16 protein-coding genes and 1 pseudogene are annotated in these 19628 nt (G+C 55.5%); 12 read left to right on the top strand and 5 right to left on the bottom strand.

What is annotated here, in order from left to right; genetic code table 11:
• The first annotated feature begins 21 nt into the window (after positions 1-21).
• The 8 genes and pseudogenes from LOZ86_RS13830 to LOZ86_RS13795 all read left to right on the top strand — a co-directional run bounded on the left by LOZ86_RS13830 (position 22) and on the right by LOZ86_RS13795 (position 10023).
• Positions 22-2145, top strand: a complete 2124-nt coding sequence (locus LOZ86_RS13830; RefSeq protein WP_230242162.1) for a TonB-dependent receptor — start codon at positions 22-24, stop codon at positions 2143-2145.
• Positions 2135-3154: an ABC transporter substrate-binding protein gene (locus LOZ86_RS13825; RefSeq protein WP_039512537.1), complete on the top strand. Its 1020-nt coding sequence runs from the start codon at positions 2135-2137 to the stop codon at positions 3152-3154. Before LOZ86_RS13830 ends, LOZ86_RS13825 begins: the two co-directional genes overlap by 11 nt.
• Positions 3151-4140: a FecCD family ABC transporter permease gene (locus LOZ86_RS13820; protein ID WP_039512539.1), complete on the top strand. Its 990-nt coding sequence runs from the start codon at positions 3151-3153 to the stop codon at positions 4138-4140. Before LOZ86_RS13825 ends, LOZ86_RS13820 begins: the two co-directional genes overlap by 4 nt.
• Complete coding sequence (locus LOZ86_RS13815; protein ID WP_039512541.1) at positions 4133-5164, top strand: FecCD family ABC transporter permease; 1032 nt, start codon at positions 4133-4135, stop codon at positions 5162-5164. The genes LOZ86_RS13820 and LOZ86_RS13815 overlap by 8 nt, the downstream gene beginning before the upstream one ends.
• A 12-nt stretch (positions 5165-5176) precedes the next feature.
• Positions 5177-6028: an ABC transporter ATP-binding protein gene (locus LOZ86_RS13810; RefSeq protein WP_039512578.1), complete on the top strand. Its 852-nt coding sequence runs from the start codon at positions 5177-5179 to the stop codon at positions 6026-6028.
• Positions 6018-6827: an IucA/IucC family C-terminal-domain containing protein gene (locus LOZ86_RS13805; RefSeq protein ID WP_039512543.1), complete on the top strand. Its 810-nt coding sequence runs from the start codon at positions 6018-6020 to the stop codon at positions 6825-6827. The genes LOZ86_RS13810 and LOZ86_RS13805 overlap by 11 nt, the downstream gene beginning before the upstream one ends.
• Positions 6828-7114: 287 nt before the next feature.
• The gene (gene rhlE, locus LOZ86_RS13800) at positions 7115-8548 is read left to right on the top strand and encodes an ATP-dependent RNA helicase RhlE (RefSeq protein WP_039512545.1); all 1434 of its coding nucleotides are present in this window, start codon (positions 7115-7117) and stop codon (positions 8546-8548) included.
• Positions 8549-8661: 113 nt separating this feature from the next.
• Positions 8662-10023, top strand: a pseudogene (locus LOZ86_RS13795) (IS3 family transposase).
• Between the two features lie 205 nt (positions 10024-10228).
• Here the strand turns inward: LOZ86_RS13795 and LOZ86_RS13790 are convergent.
• The 5 genes from LOZ86_RS13790 to bioA all read right to left on the bottom strand — a co-directional run bounded on the left by LOZ86_RS13790 (position 10229) and on the right by bioA (position 15789).
• Complete coding sequence (locus LOZ86_RS13790) at positions 10229-11926, bottom strand: NAD-dependent malic enzyme (RefSeq protein WP_039484460.1); 1698 nt, start codon at positions 11924-11926, stop codon at positions 10229-10231.
• Positions 11927-12131: 205 nt separating this feature from the next.
• A complete protein-coding gene (cdd, locus tag LOZ86_RS13785) occupies positions 12132-13022 on the bottom strand; it encodes a cytidine deaminase (protein ID WP_039512547.1) in 891 nt (296 codons plus the stop codon).
• Between the two features lie 173 nt (positions 13023-13195).
• On the bottom strand, positions 13196-13891 hold the full coding sequence (locus tag LOZ86_RS13780; RefSeq protein WP_039484467.1) for a CidB/LrgB family autolysis modulator: 696 nt from the start codon (positions 13889-13891) through the stop codon (positions 13196-13198).
• Positions 13891-14298, bottom strand: coding sequence for a CidA/LrgA family protein (locus tag LOZ86_RS13775; RefSeq protein WP_039512549.1), 408 nt, complete (start codon positions 14296-14298; stop codon positions 13891-13893). The genes LOZ86_RS13780 and LOZ86_RS13775 overlap by 1 nt, the downstream gene beginning before the upstream one ends.
• A 186-nt stretch (positions 14299-14484) precedes the next feature.
• Positions 14485-15789, bottom strand: coding sequence for an adenosylmethionine--8-amino-7-oxononanoate transaminase (gene bioA, locus LOZ86_RS13770; RefSeq protein ID WP_039484470.1), 1305 nt, complete (start codon positions 15787-15789; stop codon positions 14485-14487).
• Positions 15790-15884: 95 nt separating this feature from the next.
• Here bioA and bioB point away from each other — a divergent pair, with 95 nt between their 5' ends.
• From bioB to bioD, 4 genes are read left to right on the top strand one after another with little or no spacing between them, the layout of a single operon-like run.
• Positions 15885-16922, top strand: a complete 1038-nt coding sequence (gene bioB / locus LOZ86_RS13765; protein ID WP_230242161.1) for a biotin synthase BioB — start codon at positions 15885-15887, stop codon at positions 16920-16922.
• A 39-nt stretch (positions 16923-16961) separates the two neighbouring features.
• Positions 16962-18119 carry an 8-amino-7-oxononanoate synthase gene (gene bioF, locus LOZ86_RS13760; protein WP_039484475.1) on the top strand — a complete coding sequence of 386 codons (1158 nt, stop codon included), beginning with the start codon at positions 16962-16964 and terminating at the stop codon, positions 18117-18119.
• Complete coding sequence (bioC, locus tag LOZ86_RS13755) at positions 18100-18861, top strand: malonyl-ACP O-methyltransferase BioC (protein ID WP_039484519.1); 762 nt, start codon at positions 18100-18102, stop codon at positions 18859-18861. Before bioF ends, bioC begins: the two co-directional genes overlap by 20 nt.
• Positions 18854-19534 carry a dethiobiotin synthase gene (bioD, locus tag LOZ86_RS13750; RefSeq protein ID WP_039484477.1) on the top strand — a complete coding sequence of 227 codons (681 nt, stop codon included), beginning with the start codon at positions 18854-18856 and terminating at the stop codon, positions 19532-19534. The genes bioC and bioD overlap by 8 nt, the downstream gene beginning before the upstream one ends.
• Positions 19535-19628 lie beyond the last annotated feature (94 nt).

Genomic DNA, 19628 nt, shown 5'->3' with positions numbered 1-19628 from the left:
AGGGGAAGGACAGTGAACCAGATGCGTACTTTACTCGCACTGATGCCATGCGTGCTGATTGCTCCGGCGTATGCACAGGATGACACGACCAAAAAGGATGAGGCGAGCGGCGATGAGATGGTAATTACCGCCTCACGCTCGAATATCCAGCAGCAGAAAGCGCCGCAGGTGGTCACCGTGATTACCAAAGAGCAAATTGAGCAACAGATGCAGGTCACTTCCGACTCGTCGCAAATTCTGAGCAATCTGCTGCCTTCGTTCTCCCCCAGCCGGCAGAAAATGAGCGGCAGCGGTGAAACCTTCCGCGGTCGTGCGGCGCTGGTGATGATCGACGGCATTCCGCAATCCAACCCGTTGCGTCCGACCGGGCGTGAAATGCACACGATAGACTACTCGATGGTCGAGCGTATTGAAGTCATCCACGGTGCCAACGCGACCAACGGCATGGGCGCGACGGGGGGCGTGATTAACATCATCACCCGTCGACCGGAAAACGGCTCATTTAACCAGCACGTCAATGTGCAAACCACGATCCCGACGGAGAAAATTCGCGGTGAAACTGCCAGCTATAAAACCACCTATCGGGTCGACGGACGTGAAGATTATCTCGACTACCTGTTCGCGATTGGCTATGAGAATCAGGGGCTGTATCTGGACGGTAACAATCGCCCTGTCGGCGTGGATAACACGCAGGGTGACACCATGGACTCCCGCTCTTACGACCTGTTAGCGAAAGTCGGCTACTGGCTGGATGACTATCAGCGCGTTCAACTGAGCGTGAACCGCTATCATATCAAAGGTGACAATGACTACCTTAGCGTTGACGGCGTGCGCAGGCTCGGTATTCCTACCACGTCGGTACGCGGTACGCCACCGGGTGAAGCGCCGAATAACAGTATCTGGACAACGGGATTAACCTACGAACACCACGATCTGGCAGGGATGAAACTGTCCGCGCTGGTGTTTAATCAGCGCTATGAGGCACTGTTTGGTGCAACCTTGTCGGATACCTTTCAGGATACCTCCATTGCTCCTCTAAGTACGCTGTACGATCAGTCCCGCTCCGTTGCCAATAAGTACGGCACCAAGCTGGCGCTGACTAAAGACGATTTGCTGGATGACACGCTGAAAGTCACGGTGGGTTTCGATACGCTGTACGATAAGGGCAAGCAGGATCTCTATCTGACCAAGCGTACCTATGTGCCGGAGATGGAATACACCAACTATTCACCGTTTGTTCAGGCTGAATATCAACTGCTGGATAACGTTACATTGCACGCGGGCGTACGCCATGAAATTGCCAAGCTTCAGGTTAATGATTATCGAACGCTGGCCTCCAGTACGGCCTCTCAGGCAGATAATAGTGTATCCGTAGCAGGGGGGAGTCCGAAATTTAATGAGACACTGTATAACGCCGGTATCGTCTATGCCGCGACGGATTCACTCAGCCTGTTTGCCAACTACTCGGAAGGATTCGGCATGCCGGATGTGGGTCGTGCGTTGCGTGCCATTGATCAACCCGGTATTAGCCTGAAAAATTTTGACGGCTTTAAGCCGATTGTGACGGATAACGTAGAGACAGGTTTCCGCTTTAAGCGTGATAAGTTTGACTTTGAAGCCAGCTACTATGAGTCCAAATCAAAACTGGGCGAACGCGTTCTGGCACAAGGTGATGTCTTTGTGTCCCAACGTCAGCGTACCCAGATCCGTGGGGTAGAAGTCAGTGCTGGCTACCAAATTAACGAGCAGCATAAAATTAATGCTTCTTATGCCCATAGCGAGGGGAATTACGACAGCAATGGCGATGGTAAGGTGGATAAGAAATTCAACGGCTTGAATATCGCACCGGATCGCCTTATCACAAGCTGGTCCGCGAACTGGAACGACCAATGGAGCTCATTCGTGCAGGCGAATTATGCCTTTGGCCGCAGTTTTGACGATGCAGGTATGGCGTTTGACGGTTACCTGTTGATGGATGCTGCCGTGGGGTACAAGCTGCCGTATGGTCGCCTCAATATGGCGGTGGCGAACCTGCTGGATAAACAGTACATCACCTACTATTCACAGGCGGGGCTTGTTAACAACACGCGCTATTTCTCCGGGCGTGGTCGTACGGTGACGCTGGGTTATTCGATTGATTTCTAAGCTTAACCGATTTAATACCATCTTCAGTTCAGCAACACGGCAGCGTTTTACGCTGGCCGTGTTGTTGTCTTTTCTGCTGGTGACGTTAGTGCAGGCGGCAGAAGTGCCGCGTCAGATTCGGCATGCGCTGGGCGTAACCACGGTGACGGGGACGCCGCTGCGTATCGTGACGTTGTTTCAAGGGGCGACGGATTCCGCCGTGGCGCTGGGAATCCAACCGATTGGTGTGGTGGAATCGTGGACGGAGAAGCCGATTTATCGCTACTTGCGTCCCGCTTTGCAGGGCGTAACGCTGGTCGGGCTGGAAACGCAGCCTAGTCTGGAAACCATCGCGCTACTCAAGCCTGACCTTATCGTGGCGTCTACGTTTCGGCATGAGAAAATCTACGGTCTGCTGTCGCAGATTGCGCCGACGATTGCGCTCGACAGGGTGTCTGAATTTAAAGAAACGGTGCAGATGATGGGCGTAGCGCTGAACAGGGAAGAGAAAGCGAACGAAATTTTATCCCACTGGGATCGGCGCGTGGATGCGCTGCGCGATCGGCTAAAATCCCAGTTCAGCGAACGCTGGCCGCTCAGCGTGTCTATTCTCGAATTCCGTGAAGATCACATGCGCAGCTATCTGCCTGCCAGCTTTGCTGGATCGGTGCTGTCGGAAATTGGTTTTGTCTGGTCGCGGCCAGAAAGCTATACGTCAGGCGTGATGCAAAAACTCACCAGCAAAGAGAGCATTCCGGTGGTGGATGCCGATCTGTTCTTTGTTTTGCTGCGTTCGGACAAGCCCGCGGTGGCGCAGAACTATCGCGACTGGCAGGCGCATCCGCTCTGGCAACGACTGCATGCGCCCCAGCAGCAACAGGTTTATCCGGTGGATAACGTGGCCTGGAGTCTGTCTGGCGGTATCTTGGGGGCGAATAATATGCTGGACGATATCGAACGGCAGTTTGCTGGCAAGGCCGAATTTGCCGGTAAAAAGCGCGATGCCGCAGAGGAGATTCCTACACGATGAGACAGGGCATCGTGACGGCAGCGGGTGTCGTATTGCTGCTGCTGAGTATCGTCGCCAGCCTGATGCTGGGGCAAACCACTATTCCGTTGGGAGCCGTGTTCAATTCACTGTTCCATTACGATCCGCAGCAGATCGATCACATACTGGTGCTAACGACCCGCCTGTCGCGGACGGTGATTGCTATCGTCGTTGGTGCCAGTCTTGCGGTTGCCGGTGCGTTAATGCAGGCGTTGACGCGTAACCCGCTGGCGTCGCCGGGGATATTTGGTATTAACGCGGGAGCCATGTTTGCCATCGTCCTGCTGTCTTCCCTGTTTACCTTTTCCTCACAGATCGCGCTGGCGTGGACGGCCTATCTGGGTGCCGCTGTGGCTGGCGTCATGGTGTATGTGTTGGGAACGCTGGGCAACGCCCGTTCCAGCCACTTACGCATTGTGCTGGCCGGTGCCGCGATTAGCGCGCTGTTTATTTCGTTTACGCAGGCGCTGCTGGTGGTCAATCAGGACGGGCTGGACAGCATGCTGTTCTGGCTGGCCGGGTCGGTGTCCGGTCGCAGCCTGTCGATGCTGTTACCGCTCCTGCCGTACTTTGTTATCGCACTTTTCCTCGCGCTGCTGCTGGCGCGTCATCTGAATATTCTGGTGGCGGGCGACGAGATCGCCAAAGGGCTGGGGCAGCGAACCGCGCTGGTGCGTGCGCTGTCCGGGCTGTGCGTGATCGGGCTGGCGGGCGGCGCGGTGGCGATAGCCGGAAATATCGGTTTTGTCGGGCTGATCGTGCCGCATATTGTGCGCCGCGTGCTGTCTGCCGATCATCGCTGGCTGCTGCCCGGCTGCGCTATTTTCGGTGCCACGCTGTTGCTGCTGGCTGATGTCGCCTCGCGTTTGCTGATCGTGCCGCAGGAAGTGCCGGTCGGGGCAATGACTGCGCTGCTGGGGGCGCCATTCTTCATTTATCTGGCGAGAAGAGGAATACGGCATGGGTAAGGTATATACCGTGCGCGTAGGGATAGTGTCGCGCCAGATTGATCGCCGCACGTCTGCGGTGGCGTTGTCGCTCCTGCTGGTGCTGTTAGCCGTCGTGTTCCTCTCGCTGTCGCTGGGTGAGGTGGTGCTGTCGCCTGTGCAGGTGATGTCGGCGTTGCTGGGAAAAGCAAACAGCGGCGTGCACTTTATCGTCAACGACCTGCGGTTGCCGCGTGCGCTGCTAGCGCTGTTGGTGGGTGGCGCGCTGGCGATATCCGGCTTGATTCTGCAAAGCATTGTACGTAATCCGCTGGCCTCGCCGGATATTCTGGGGATTACCAGCGGCGCATCGGCAGCGGCAGTGTTCTTCCTCTCGTTTCTGGCGACGGCGATAAGCCAGCGCTGGCTTCCGGTGGCAGCGATGGGCGGGGCGTGGATCACCGCCGTCGCCATTTATCTGCTGGCCTGGAAACAAGGCGCATCGCCGCTGCGGCTGGTGCTGGTCGGCGTTGGTCTGTCTGCCATTATGGGCGCGGCGGTGACTATGATGCTGGTGTTTAGCCCGATAGGCACTACGCTGACGGCCTATGTCTGGCTGACGGGCAGTATTTACGGCGCACAGTGGCAGCATGTGTCTGATCTGGTTGGTTGGCTGCTGCTCGGTGCGCCGTTTCTGGTGGGGCTGGCGCGACACGTTAACGTGCATGAGCTGGATGACGCGCTGGCCTGCGGTGTCGGGCAATCTGTCGGGCGCATCCGGCTCGCTCTGTTGACGCTGAGCGTCGCGCTGGCAGGGGCGGCGATTGCCTATGCGGGCGCGATGGCCTTTGTTGGCCTGCTGGCCCCGCACATTGCGAAAAAGCTGGCGAGCCGCTCATTCCCCGGACTGGCGCTGGTGTCGGCGCTGACGGGCGGCTTATTGGTGATGGTGGCTGATTTGATTGGCCGCACGGCGTTCTTACCGCTGGATCTGCCTGCCGGTATTTTTATCTCCGTGCTTGGGACGCCTTTCTTTATCTATTTACTGCTTCGGCAACGTTACTGAGATCGCAAGATGATGCTAGAGAATATGTTGCCAACACATGTCCCCCCAACTGACCGAGAAGCGATTGCCAGCCAGTCGCTGACGCTGAGTTACGAAAAACAGGTCGTGATTGATGCGCTGGATATCACGCTGCCCGCTCAGAAAATTTCGGTGCTGGTGGGCAGTAATGGCTGCGGCAAGAGCACGCTATTGAAGTCGTTTGCCCGTCTGCTGAAACCCACGAGCGGGACGATTATTGTTAACGGGGCGGATATTCATCGGCAATCGACCGTTGAGGTGGCGAAGTCGCTGGCGATTCTTCCGCAAACGCCGACCGCGCCGGAAGGCCTGACGGTCTATCAACTGGTGAAAATGGGGCGCTACCCGCATCAGTCATGGTTGAAACAGTGGTCGGCAACGGATGAAGAAAAAGTGCTTCAGGCGTTGCGCAGCACTGGCGTGCTGGCATTAAAGGATCGTGCGGTGGATTCGCTGTCCGGCGGGCAGCGCCAGCGCGTCTGGATCGCGATGACGCTGGCGCAGGATACCGATATCGTTCTGCTGGATGAACCGACGACCTATCTCGATCTGGCGCATCAGATGGAAGTGCTGGATTTGTTGCGGGAGCTGAACGCGCAGCAGCACAAAACCATCGTTATGGTGCTGCATGATCTGAATCTGGCGTGTCGCTACGCGCATCACATGGTGGCCGTACATAACCGGACGGTATTTGCGCAGGGCAACCCGCGCGACATTCTCACGGAAGCCACGGTAAAAACGGTGTTTAACCTGAACTGCCGCATCATTGACGATCCGTTCTTCGGCACGCCGCTGTGCATTCCGTTTGGACGTGACGCAGCGGAGCACGTGGCCGATGTTGGCTAACCGCCTGACGGCACCGCAGTGGGCGATGCTCTCCGGCACGTTGCAATTAACGGATGCCTCACAGCGGGCAGGGCAGGAGAGTTGCCCGAGCCGTAGGGTGCTGGATCCTGAGTATTGCCGCTGGCTGCTGGAAACGCTGACGCCGCCGTTGCTGTCGCCATCGATCAAGATTACCGCTTCGCTGCTGGCAAAGCGGATAGGGTTCTTAACCACGGCCGCCAGCCTGTACGCTATGTCGGTGTATAACAAAGGGCTGAACATGACGCTGGATAACAGTGTGCTGGAATTCGGACACGCCCGCCTGTGGACATCGACCATGCCGCTTTACGATCTCACCGTATCTCAGCCGGAGCTGGGGCAACGCGATGTATGGCGCGATAGTCTATTCGACACGCTGTTTGCTCAACACCTGTCACCGATCCTGCATACGCTGTCGACGGTGTCGGGCGCGCCGCTGCGCATTCTGTGGGAAAATGTCGCGGTGCGGGTGTTTTCGTTATACGAACAGCGCATTGAGTGGGACGATCCGGCGGCGGCCTGTTCGCCGGGAATGACGCTGGCACAACAGGTGCAGCAGGATTTCGACGCCTTGCTGGCGGCGCCCGGCGAACGTTTTGGCTGTGATGACAACCCGCTGAAACCGTTCTTCCGTGCGAAAACGCGGGTTCCCGTAGCCGGGCGTTCGATGAGCTTTCGTGACGTGCGCTTTCGCCGCACCTGCTGTTTTTATTACAAGGCGTCGCAGCCGCAGGAATACTGCCAAAACTGCCCGCTACTGCGCCCCGCTAAAAAAACGTAGGGAACGTTTTTCAACGTCGCTTGCGACGGCCCTTTAGGCCGAGTATTTAAGAGAAGCCAACGCACATGTAGCTTGAAGTATGACGGGGATAGAATCTCTGCTACAATCGTCGGCAGTCATGCACCGTAGTTGTGCTCGTTCACCGTGGTTGTTGCGTATGTCGTTGTTTACGTAGATTGTTACGTGAGTTGTTACGTATATAGCGGCTCAGCAAACCCGTCTTACTGACCCTCTGAAAACTACACCGGCTACTGTCCGGTCAGAGCGGATCTGGAGTTGTTCTTTTTATGTCATTTGATTCTCTCGGCCTGAGTGCCGATATTCTGCGCGCGATTGACGAGCAGGGTTATCGCGATCCTACTCCTGTTCAGCGTCAGGCAATTCCTGTCGTGCTGGAAGGGCGCGATTTAATGGCCAGCGCACAAACCGGTACGGGCAAAACGGCGGGCTTTACGTTGCCGTTATTGCAATTGCTGACCAGCCGTGAAGCGCAGAATAAAGGGAAAGGTCGCCGTCCGGTACGCGCACTGATCCTGACGCCAACCCGTGAGCTGGCCGCGCAGATTGATGAAAATGTGAAGGCATACAGCAAGTATCTGAGCCTGCGTTCACTGGTCGTATTCGGTGGGGTGAGCATTAACCCACAGATGATGAAATTGCGCGGTGGCGTAGATATTCTGGTGGCGACACCGGGGCGTCTGCTCGATCTGGAGCATCAGCGCGCCGTTGACCTGTCACAGATTGAAATTCTGGTGCTGGATGAAGCGGACCGTATGCTAGATATGGGCTTCATTCACGATATTCGCCGTGTACTGGCGAAGCTGCCTGCTAAGCGTCAAAACCTGCTGTTCTCCGCGACCTTCTCTGATGAGATCAAAGCGCTGGCGAACAAGCTGCTGACTCATCCCGCCTCGGTTGAAGTCGTGCGTCGTAATTCGCCGTCTGAACTGGTTACGCAGCACGTGCATTTTGTTGATAAGCGCCGCAAGCGTGAACTGCTGTCGCAACTGATTGGTGAAAATAACTGGCGGCAGGTGCTGGTGTTTACCCGCACCAAGCACGGCGCGAACCACTTAGCTGAGCTGTTGGAAAAAGACGGTATTACTGCCGCCGCTATCCACGGTAATAAAAGTCAGGGTGCGCGTACTCGTGCGTTGGCGAACTTCAAAGACGGCGGCATTCGCGTGCTGGTCGCAACGGATATCGCCGCGCGTGGTCTGGATATCGACCAGTTGCCGCACGTGGTGAACTATGAGCTGCCAAACGTGCCGGAAGATTACGTTCACCGTATCGGTCGTACTGGTCGTGCGGAAGCAACGGGCGAAGCACTGTCGCTGGTCTGTGTGGATGAACACAAACTGCTGCGCGACATCGAGCGTCTGTTGAAGCGTGAGATTCCACGTATCGCTATCGAAGGCTACGAGCCGGATCCGTCCATCAAGGCCGAGCCGATTGTGAATGGCCGTCAGAGCAACCGTGGCGGCGGCGGTGCACGTAGTGCATCTCCTCGCGCACCGTCTGGCGTGGCACGCGGTCAGTCCGAGCGCAGCCAGGGTCAAGGCGAACGCCGTCCAGCCGATGGCAATCGCCAGCCGCGTAAAGCGGGCGGTAATAGCGATAGCCCGTGGGGTGGTAATAAAGGTAGTAGCGGGAAAGGCAGTGGCGAAGGCCAACGCCGTGCACCGCGTCCGCAAAATCGCAGTAAGCCAGCGGACAAGTAAATAGATAGGAAGTCGGAGTCGATTGGCACTCTTCAGACTGTAGACAAAGCCCTAGTCGTTTTGAGCTGCACCCCAAATGTTGGATACCCAACATAGTTAAGGTGCAGTTTTTTATGGCAAAACCTAAGTATTCCCTTGAACTCAGACTCGTAGTCGTAAACCACTATTCTCTCGGGCAGCTACAGAACCCATCGTACTGCCGAAATTTTTGCCGCCGAAAGAACCTCAGTTCGACGCTGGGTCAGAGCCTTTCAGCTTCACGGCATTGATGGCATTACTTGGAAAAACGATATCCACTCTGCAGAGGTCAGACTGGTGGTTGTCCACGCTGTGCTCAACGAAGCGCTTTCAATGCGTGAAGCTGCAGCCCGCTTTAATATTTCCAATGAAACGGTTGTTCGTCGTTGGGCCTCCGTGTACAACCATGCCGTACCGGAAGTACTCCAGAATATGAAACGCGGCAGGCCTCGGGAAATGACCAGGAAAACAACACCTCTTTCTACTGATACCGATATGGAACAGCTGTTTTCTGAAGAACTCTGGACTGAGCTTCGCTATCTGCGGGTGGAGAATGCTTATTTAAAAAAGCTGAAAGCCTTGGTTCAAAGCGAAAAAACGGCAAAAAGCCCAAATCATCAGCGAACTCAGGCAAGAGTATGCCCTTAATGACGCTCCTGCGTGCCGCAGGTATGTCTCGGAGCTAGTGGTATCACAACATCAGTGCGATGAATCGAACGGATAAACACGCCGGACTCAAGGCCAGAATCAGCGACATATGCCGCTATCACAAAGGACGTTACGGCTATCGCCTAATCACACTCTCTCTGAGAAAAGAGGGAATAGCGGTGAATCACAAGACAGTACAACGCCTGATGGCGGAACTGTCACTCCGCTCTGTGATTAGAGTGAAGAAATATCGCTCGTGGAAGGAAGAAACAGGTAAAGCAGCACCTAACATCCTGAAGAGAAACTTCTGGGCGTCAAAGCTCAATGAAAAATGGGTAACGGATGTTACCGAGTTTTGATTGCAGGGTAAGAAGTTGTATCTGTCGCCAGTTCTCGATCTGTTTAACAGGGAAATCATCTCCTACAACCTGTCCGAAAAGCCGGTCATGGATATGGTGAATACGATGCTGAGAGAGACTTTATCGGTGCTCAGTCCGGAAGACACTCCGCTGCTGCACTCGGATCAGGGATGGCAATACCGAATGGCAGGTTATCAGGAAAAGTTAAAAGCAAAGGGCGTCGTGCAAAGCATGTCGCGCAAAGGAAACTGCCTGGATAATGCGGTGATAGAGAACTTCTTTGGTACGCTGAAAACGGAGTGCTTTTATCCTGGCCGGTTCGGCAGCATTGAAGAGTTGAAGCAGGCGATAGAGGAATATATCGATTACTACAATAACGAGCGGATAAGCCTGAAGTTGAAAGGCCTGAGTCCGGTTGAATACCGGGCACAGGCCTTAAAAGCCGCGTAACATGAACCGTCCAACACTTGGGGTACAGTTCACTTTTGGCTGGGCTTTGATCTAATTAGGTCAGCCTACTACATAATAGGCTGAATGCCATGCTCGGAGAGCTCGCATAGTGTCTTGGGTATCGCTACGCGCGGCTCTGTGGGATGATGAAAGTACAGATGCAATGCCAGAAGCAATCTGAGCGCGGCAAATGCCGCGCTTTTAGTTAGAAAGAGGTACGCTTGTAGCTGCGGTACTGTGGCTGCCAGAAGTTATGGTCAATCGCCTTCTGCAATGCATCGGCAGAGGTTACGACTGCTACACCTTGTAGCTGTGCGGCTTTACCCACATCCAGTGCAATACGCTTGGAGACCTGCTGGATATCGGACAGATCTGGCAGCAGAGCGCCTTCACCGTTATTCGCCAGCGGCGAGCAGTCAGCCAGTGCGCGGCTGGCGGCCATCAACATACCGTCAGTGATACGCTTGGCTCCCGATGCCAGTACACCTAACCCGATACCTGGGAAAATGTAGGAGTTGTTGCACTGTGCGATAGGGAAGACTTTGCCCTGATAGTTAACCGGAGCAAACGGGCTGCCGGTGGCGACCAGCGCTGAGCCTTCTGTCCAGCGAATGATATCTTCTGGACGGGCTTCCACGCGGGATGTCGGGTTAGACAGCGGCATCACGATAGGACGCGCGCAGTGCTTGTGCATTTCACGGATGATTTCTTCCGTGAACAGACCCGGCTGGCCGGATACACCGATCAGGATGGTCGGCTTGGCATTGCGTACCACTTCCAGCAGTGAAATCGCATCGCTGTTGCAATCCCAGTCAGCCAGCAGTTCACTTTTCTGCACCAGCTTGCTCTGGAAATCGAGCAGGTTCGGCAGTTTGTCCGTCAGCAGACCGAAGCGGTCAACCATGAAGACGCGTGCGCGTGCTTCTTCTTCGCTCAGCCCTTCAGACTTCATCTGTGCGACGATTTGCTCAGCAATACCACAGCCTGCGGAGCCCGCACCCAGGAAGGTAACGGTCTGATCGCGTAGCTGAGTCCCTGCTGCACGGCTGGCGGCAATCAGGCTGCCGATGGCAACGGCGGCGGTGCCTTGAATATCATCGTTAAAGCTACAGATTTCATCACGATAGCGGTTCAGCAGCGGTGTGGCGTTTTTCTGTGCGAAGTCTTCAAACTGCAACAGCACGTTTGGCCAGCGGCGCTTAACGGCCTGAATGAATTCGTCAACGAAGGAATAGTATTCGTCGTCGGTGATACGCGGGTGGCGCCAGCCCATGTACAGCGGATCGTTCAGGCGCTGCGGGTTGTTGGTGCCGACATCCAGAACGACGGGCAGAGTGTAGGCCGGGCTGATGCCGCCACAGGCGGTGTACAGCGACAGCTTACCGATTGGAATCCCCATGCCGCCGATACCCTGGTCGCCCAGACCCAGAATACGCTCACCGTCGGTCACAACGATGACTTTCACGTTCTGCTTGGTGGCGTTTTGCAGCATATCGTCGATATGTGCGCGGTTAGGGTAGGAGATAAACAGGCCGCGTGCGCGACGATAGATATCGGAGAAGTGTTCACAGGCTTCGCCAACGGTCGGGGTGTAGATGATTGGCATCATCTCACTGAGGTGACCGTCCAGCAGGCGGTAGAACAGCGTCTCGTTAGTGTCCTGAATGTTGCGCAGGTACACATGTTTTTCAATATCGTGTTTGAATTCCTGGTACTGACGCCAGGCGCGTTCTGCCTGTTCTTCGATGGTTTCGACGGCTTCAGGCAGCAGACCATGCAGGTTAAAGTTAGCGCGTTCTTCTTCAGTAAACGCACTGCCTTTATTCAGCAGAGGAAATTCAAGCAATATTGGACCAGCGTAGGGAATATGGAGAGGACGTTTGCTTTCGTATTCTAATTCCATGACTTTTACTCTCGGATAACAGAAAAAACTCAGGTGTTGTCGATCAAAACTGTTGCGGATCTTAAATTACCCAGAAAATATGTACAGGAATTGTTAATTTAAATAGTTACAGATGGCTTGCATCTTAGTCAAAATGCAGGCTTTATCGATTCACCTCTCGTTTCTCACACTTCCTTTTGCTGAAATCCTGTGCTGACCTCTGCCGTTATTCCTCAATAAAGTGGTGTTCAATGTCCGTGCAGCCTAATTCGGCCAACATAATTTGCGAAATGGCCCAGTGGCTGACAACCGCATTACGACGCTCAACGACAGCCGCGTGTTTAATGGTGCACTGATCTTCGCCAGCAAGGTTCATCAGATTCAACGCGACTTGCAAAGGCGGCAGGCTAGGGTTGAATGCCGCATTTTCTGCGTAGCGTCCGGTATAAATGTTGCCACTTGAGGTTTCCAGCGCAATACCACTGATGGCTTTGCTATAGGGCGCGTGGCTACGGTTGGCGGCATCCAGCGCCCGACGCGCAAGCGCGTTCACATTCTGCAAGGTTGCGCCGTGGTTGACGTCATCCATCAGCAAGGTATCGATGTGCAGATCGACGGGGCCAAAGGAATCCGGCAGATAGTGGCTGAGCACGGCAGGCTGGCGACCCGGCAATTGAATGCGCAGCGACGCAGCATTGCGTAATTCATTCATAAACTGACGACAGTGGCCGCATGGCGTGTAGTTCACGGTCACGGCCCGCAACCCACGCTCATTGCGTATCCAGGCGTGGCTGACGGCGCTTTGCTCGGCATGCACCGTTTGCTGTAACTGAACCGCGCTGAATTCCATGTTGGCACCAAAGTAGAAATTGCCGCTGAGCCCTTGCGCAATTGCGCCAACCTGAAAATTCGAGACAGGTGCTTGCGCGCAGGCGGCTGCCAGAGGTAATAGCGCAAAGGCCAACGCATCGGCGTCTAGCTGTCTGGCTTCACAGACGGCATTCACCTCGTTCGCGGTTAGCATGGCGGCGAAATCCGGTTTATCGAGCAATGGGCGGATTGTGGCTTGCAGACTGGCAGGCAATTGCTGGAAGGCGTTTGCAAATCGTGGATGCATATTGGCGTACTCTTTTTACCCGTCAATGACGTCATGTTAGGGAGCAGAGTAGCAATAAATTGTGATCAAAATCTCTTTGTTGAATGAAAGGGCTGCAAATTAACTGCTAAATGCGAGAGGTGTCTCAATTTTATGGTGGGGCGATGCGAAGTACGCAGCGTCCCCCGCTAGATTCAGCCAGCGACGTGTAAGAGCAGAGGGAAGATGAACGGAGCAATCAGCGATGTGATGATCCCGCAGATGACCAGCGCCAGCGAACTGAATGCACCTTCCTGATAGTCAACTTCCGCGCAGCGCGCCGTACCGAGTGCGTGTGAAGCGGTGCCCATCGACAGCCCACGCGCGGCTTTGGTTTTAATACCGATGCGGTTGAACACACTATGGCCTAAGACTGCGCCGAGAACACCGACAAAAATCACGCAGACGGCGCTGATAGCCGGGATCCCGCCAATCGAGCTGGCGACGGCCATCGCAATCGGCGTGGTGACGGATTTCGGCAGTATCGACGCGGCAATTTCCGGTGACGCCCCCATCCACAGCGCCACTAGCGTGCCGGAGATAATCGCCGTCAGGCTACCAATGAAGCACACGCTGATGATCGACTTCCAACGTGCGCGAATTTGGTGCAGCTGTTCATAAAGCGGGAACGCCAGTGCAACCACCGCTGGTTGCAGCAGATCGTTAAGGACTTTGCTGCCCTGAAAATAGTGCTCGTAGGGAATCTTCAACACCAGCAGCAGCGGAATAATAATCGCCATCGACACCATTAGTGGGTTCAACAGGGAAATTCGGGTCAGCACGGCCAGTTTACGTGCGGCGAAAAAGACAATCAGAGTGAGGGGCAGCGACCACCACAAATAGCTGAACATTATTCATTATCCTTCGGCGGCGTGCGATCGCCAGCCACGGCTCGTTCACGCTGCATTATCTGGGTACTGAAACCCACAACCAACATCACAATAAAGGTACTGATCAGGCAGGAAACCACGATAGGGCCAAACTGTTGGCTGACCAGATCGTAATAATTCATCACGCCGACGCCGATTGGGACGAACAGCAGCGCCATGTGGCGAATAAGAAGGTGGCAACCCGGTTTCACCCACTGCGCGGGCAGAATTTGCGAGGCGAGAAGGATGAACAAGACCAGCATGCCGATGGTACTGCCGGGGATAGTGAACGGAAGTAACGCGGATACCGCATTGCCTGCCAGCAGGCAGAGATAAATCAATGCGAAAGCGCGTAAATACTGCCAGCACACGATGAACGTATTACGCATGGGACATTCCTGATTAGCTGAGGGGATTATCATAACGCTAATGGAATTTACGTGCTACAGCGCACATTGCTAACGTTATGCGGCAACGCATGGCAGGGGATAGGTGGTGAATGGCTTGGGTGCGACAGCAAACGTGTCGCACCCAGGCTTTTGTTGTTCCAAATACTTTATTGATCCAAATAGTCGTTAGTCAAATAGCCGTTCGTCACGAATCGCGGCACAGACCGCGTCGGTCAGCTTACGCAGTTCATCAGACTGAATGATAAACGGCGGCATCAAATAAATGAGTTGACCAAAGGGGCGAATCCACACGCCGCGCTCGACGAAGAAGCGTTGTAGCCGCGCCATATTAACCGGACGCTGTGTTTCCACCACGCCGATAGCGCCCAGCACGCGAACGTTCGCCACCAGCGGCGAATCCGCGCAGGGTCGCAGCGCTTCCCGCAGCTGCCGTTCAATCTGTTTGACTTGCTCCTGCCAGCGGTTTTCCGCCAGCAGCGACAAACTGGCGTTGGCTGCCGCGCAGGCGAGTGGATTGCCCATAAATGTCGGGCCGTGCATAAAACAGCCTGCCGCGCCGTTGCTGATGGTTTCCGCAACTGTCCGGGTGGTCAGCGTGGCGGAGAGCGTCATATAGCCGCCGGTCAGCGCTTTCCCTAGACACATAATGTCGGGTGAAATTCCCGCATGTTCGCAGGCAAACAATTTGCCGGTGCGGCCAAATCCGGTGGCGATCTCATCGGCAATCAGCAAGATCCCCCATTGATCGCACAGTTCCCGAACCCGACGCAGATAGGCTGGATGATAAAAGCGCATGCCGCCTGCACCCTGTACGATGGGTTCCAGAATGACGGCTGCGATCTCATGAGCATGCGCTGACAGCATCGCCTGTAGCGGCGCGATCTCGGCTTCCTGCCAGTCGTCGGTAAAACCGCCTTCGTTGATCGCGATGCAGGGCGGTGCATCGACAAACAGGTGGGTTGGCAGATAGCCCTGATACAGACTGTGCATTGAATTTTGCGGATCGCACACGGACATGGCACCGAAGGTGTCACCGTGATAGCCATGACGCAGGGTGAGAAAGCGCTGACGGATTTCACCGCGTGCCTGCCAATATTGCAGCGCCATTTTCATCGCCACTTCAACGGCTACCGAACCGGAATCGGCCAGAAATACGCATTCCAACGCTTCTGGCGTGATGTCCACCAGTTGGCGGCATAGCGCCACCGCCGCCGGATGGGTGATCCCGCCGAACATCACGTGCGACATCTGGCCGAGCTGAGCCTGTACCGCCTGATTGATTACCGGATGGTTGTAACCGTGAATCGCTGCCCACCACGACGACATACCGTCAATCAGGCGACGTCCGTCGTTCAACTGAAGCTCGACGCCGCTGGCTGATATGACCGGATAGCAGGGCAGCGGTTCGGTCATTGACGTGTAGGGGTGCCAGATGTGGCGCTGGTCAAAAGCAAGGTCTTCTGGATTCATGGTGATCTTTCGTAAACCAAAGTGGACTCTATTTGGTTGACAGTATATCGGGTTAATTTACACTGGCGGAACGTTTTTAGTTTGGAGATGCCGAGATGGCTGACCGCATGTACTGGACGCTTGAGCAAGCGCAAGACTTATTTAATAAACCATTTCTGGAACTGATGTTTGAAGCACAGCAGATCCACCGCCAGCATTTTGATCCCCGTCAGGTGCAGGTCAGCACGTTACTGTCGATAAAAACCGGTTCTTGCCCTGAGGACTGTAAATATTGCCCGCAGAGCTCCCGCTATCGTACCGGTATTGATACCGAACGCCTGATGCAGGTTGAACAGGTGCTGGAGTCGGCTCGTCAGGCGAAAGCCACAGGGTCGACACGCTTTTGTATGGGTGCGGCATGGAAAAACCCGCACGAGCGTGACATGCCGTATCTGGAACAGATGGTGCAAGGCGAGAAAGCGATGGGGATGGAAACCTGTATGACGCTGGGAACGCTGCACAACGATCAGGCCGCGCGTCTGGCCTCTGCCGGACTGGATTTCTATAACCATAACCTCGATACCTCGCCGGAATTTTACGGCAGCATCATTACCACTCGTACCTATCAGGAACGTCTGGATACGCTGGATAAAGTGCGCGGTGCGGGCATTAAAGTCTGCTCGGGTGGCATCGTTGGATTGGGTGAAACCGTGCGTGACCGCGCCGGGCTGCTGGTGCAATTGGCTAACCTGCCGACGCCACCGGAAAGCGTGCCGATCAATATGCTGGTGAAGGTGAAAGGCACGCCGCTAGCGGATAACGATGATGTTGATCCATTTGATTTTATTCGGACTATTGCCGTTGCGCGCATCATGATGCCAGCCTCCTATGTGCGTCTGTCCGCCGGACGCGAGCAGATGAGCGAGCAAACGCAGGCAATGTGCTTTATGGCGGGGGCGAACTCCATTTTCTACGGCTGCAAACTGCTTACCACGCCAAACCCGAAAGAAGACAAAGATCTGGCGCTGTTCCTCAAATTAGGTCTGAATCCGCAGCAGACGGGGACTGAATTCGGGGATAACCAACAGCAGCAGCGGTTGGCGGAACAGTTGATTAACGCCGATAGCGAGCAGTTTTATAATGCTGCGGTATAACGTCCAGCCTGCAAACCGTCAGGCAAGGCGTACTGAATCATGAGCTGGCAGCAACGTATTGACGCCGCGCTGGTACAACGCCAGCGCGATGATGCCTACCGTGTGCGGCGGGTGAATCAAGGCGGTAGCGGGCGCTGGCTGATGCAGGGCGATCGCTGCTACCTGAATTTTTCCAGCAACGATTATTTGGGACTGAGCCACCACCCTGAGATTGTACGTGCCTGGCAACAGGGCGCTGAGCAATACGGTATTGGCAGCGGCGGTTCCGGGCATGTGACGGGGTATACCGATGCCCATGCCGCGCTGGAAGATCAACTTGCCGACTGGCTGGGCTATCCGCGTGCGCTGCTGTTTATTTCCGGCTATGCCGCGAATCAGGCGGTGGTGGCCGCGCTGGCACAGGCGGAAGACCGTATTTTCGCCGATAAACTCAGCCATGCTTCGCTGCTGGAAGCAGCTGCACAGTCGCCCGCGACGCTGCGCCGTTTTAAACACAATCAGGTCGATAGCCTGCAAGCGCTGTTGGAAAAACCGACGGATGGCCAGACGCTGGTGGTGACCGAAGGCGTTTTCAGCATGGATGGCGATACCGCGCCGCTGTCGGCGCTACAAGCCCAGTGCCGATCGCACGATGCCTGGCTGATGGTGGACGATGCACACGGGATTGGCGTGCTGGGTGATGAAGGTCGCGGCAGCTGTTGGCAGCAGGGCGTCAAGCCTGAACTGCTGATTATCACGTTTGGCAAGGCGTTCGGTGTGAGCGGCGCGGCGGTACTATGCGCCGAACCGCTGGCCGAGTATTTCCTGCAATTTGCTCGTCATTTGATTTACAGCACTTCGATGCCTGCCGCACAGGCCTGTGCGCTGAGCGCGGCGGTCAACGGTGTCCGACAGGGCGACGCGCGGCGTGATGCGCTACGACGCAACATCGCCCAATTCCGCGCGGGTTTTTCCAACTCCTCCTATCAACTGATGGATTCACAGAGCGCGATTCAGCCGCTGATTGTCGGTGAGAACGCGCGGGCAATGGCGCTGATGAGCCAACTGCGTGAACAGAGCGTGTGGGTCAGTGCGATGCGCCCGCCGACAGTGCCTGTCGGCAGCGCGCGTCTGCGGATTACGCTGACGGCGGAGCACCAGCCGGAAGATATCAGTCGCTTGCTTACGGTATTGCACCATGCTGACAGACAACTATAACAAGCAGGCGATTGCGCAGGCGTTTGGGCGGGCGGCGGGGTGTTACGACCGCTTTGCCGAGCTGCAACGCGCCAGCGGAGAACGCCTGCTGGCATTGATGCCGCCGCACAGCGGTCTACAGGTGCTGGATGCGGGGTGCGGAACTGGGCATTTTAGCCGCCACTGGCGTCAGGCTGGTAACTATGTAACCGCGCTGGATTTGTCGGTAGACATGCTGGCGTATGCCCGTGGACTGGATGCAGCAGACTGCTATCAGGAAGGGGATATCGAAAACCTGCCGCTGGCGGATGGCTGTGTAGACATCAGCTATAGCAATCTGGCCGTGCAGTGGTGTGATTCGTTACCGCGTGCGCTGGCCGAGCTGTATCGGGTTACGCGGCCGGGGGGCGTGATTGCGTTTGCGACGCTGGCGGACGGCTCCTTAAGCGAACTGTCGCAGGCGTGGCAGCGTCTAGACGGCACGCAGCGGACGAATCGCTTTCTGCCGCTCTCCGCTATCGACGCGGCCTGTCAGCCTTACCGACATCATTTAGTACAAGAATGTGAGGTCTGCTTTTTTCCCGATGTATTGACGTTGATGAAATCGCTGAAGGGGATTGGCGCGACCTGGCTGCACGAAGGGCGTACGCCGGGACTACTGAGCCGGGCACGTCTGGCGGCATTGTCTGCCCACTATCCGCAAGAGCAGGGCGGCTACCCGCTCAGCTATCAACTGGTTTATGGAGTGATTTATCGTGATTGAGCGCTGGTTTGTGACGGGCACGGATACCGAGGTTGGGAAAACGGTCGCGAGTACGGCGCTGCTTCAGGCTGCCAATCAGGCTGGATACCGTACCGCAGGCTATAAACCTGTGGCATCTGGCTGTGAAATGACAGCCGACGGCATTCGCAACAGCGATGCGCTGGCGCTTCAGGCCAACAGCAGCGTCCTGCTGGATTATCAGGCGGTGAACCCGCTGGCGTTTATGGAACCGACGTCACCGCATATTATCAGTGCGGTGGAGCAGCGGCCTATCCATCTCTCGGCGCTGTCCGCAGGGCTACGGGCATTAGAAACACAGGCGGACTGGTTGCTGGTTGAAGGTGCTGGCGGGTGGTTTACGCCGCTGTCGGCGCAGGATACGTTTGCCGACTGGGTGGTACAGGAACAGCTTCCCGTGATTTTGGTGGTTGGCATCAAGCTGGGGTGTATCAACCACGCGATGCTAACGGCCCACGCGATTCAACACGCGGGCCTGCGCCTTGGCGGCTGGATTGCTAACGACATCACACCACCCGGAAAATGGCATCAGCCGTATCTGCACACGCTGCAACAGCGCCTGCCCGCACCGATGCTGGGTGAAATTCCTTATGTATCGGATCTTCAGCAGCATGATTTTGGGCAGTATATTGATATAGAACCATTAGTGAAATAATTAATTCCGCCAGACTATTTTGTTTGCTGCAGTCTACCGTTAGCTGGAAAGCGATGACTGGCTATGACGCTAATGAGTCGGACATCTATTTTTC

This window comes from Pectobacterium parvum, from assembly GCF_020971565.1.
In the GTDB taxonomy this organism is placed as follows: Bacteria; Pseudomonadota; Gammaproteobacteria; order Enterobacterales; family Enterobacteriaceae; genus Pectobacterium; species Pectobacterium polare.
The sequence above is the reverse complement of the archived record's forward strand: the minus strand, read 5'-3'. Positions and strand labels throughout refer to the sequence as shown.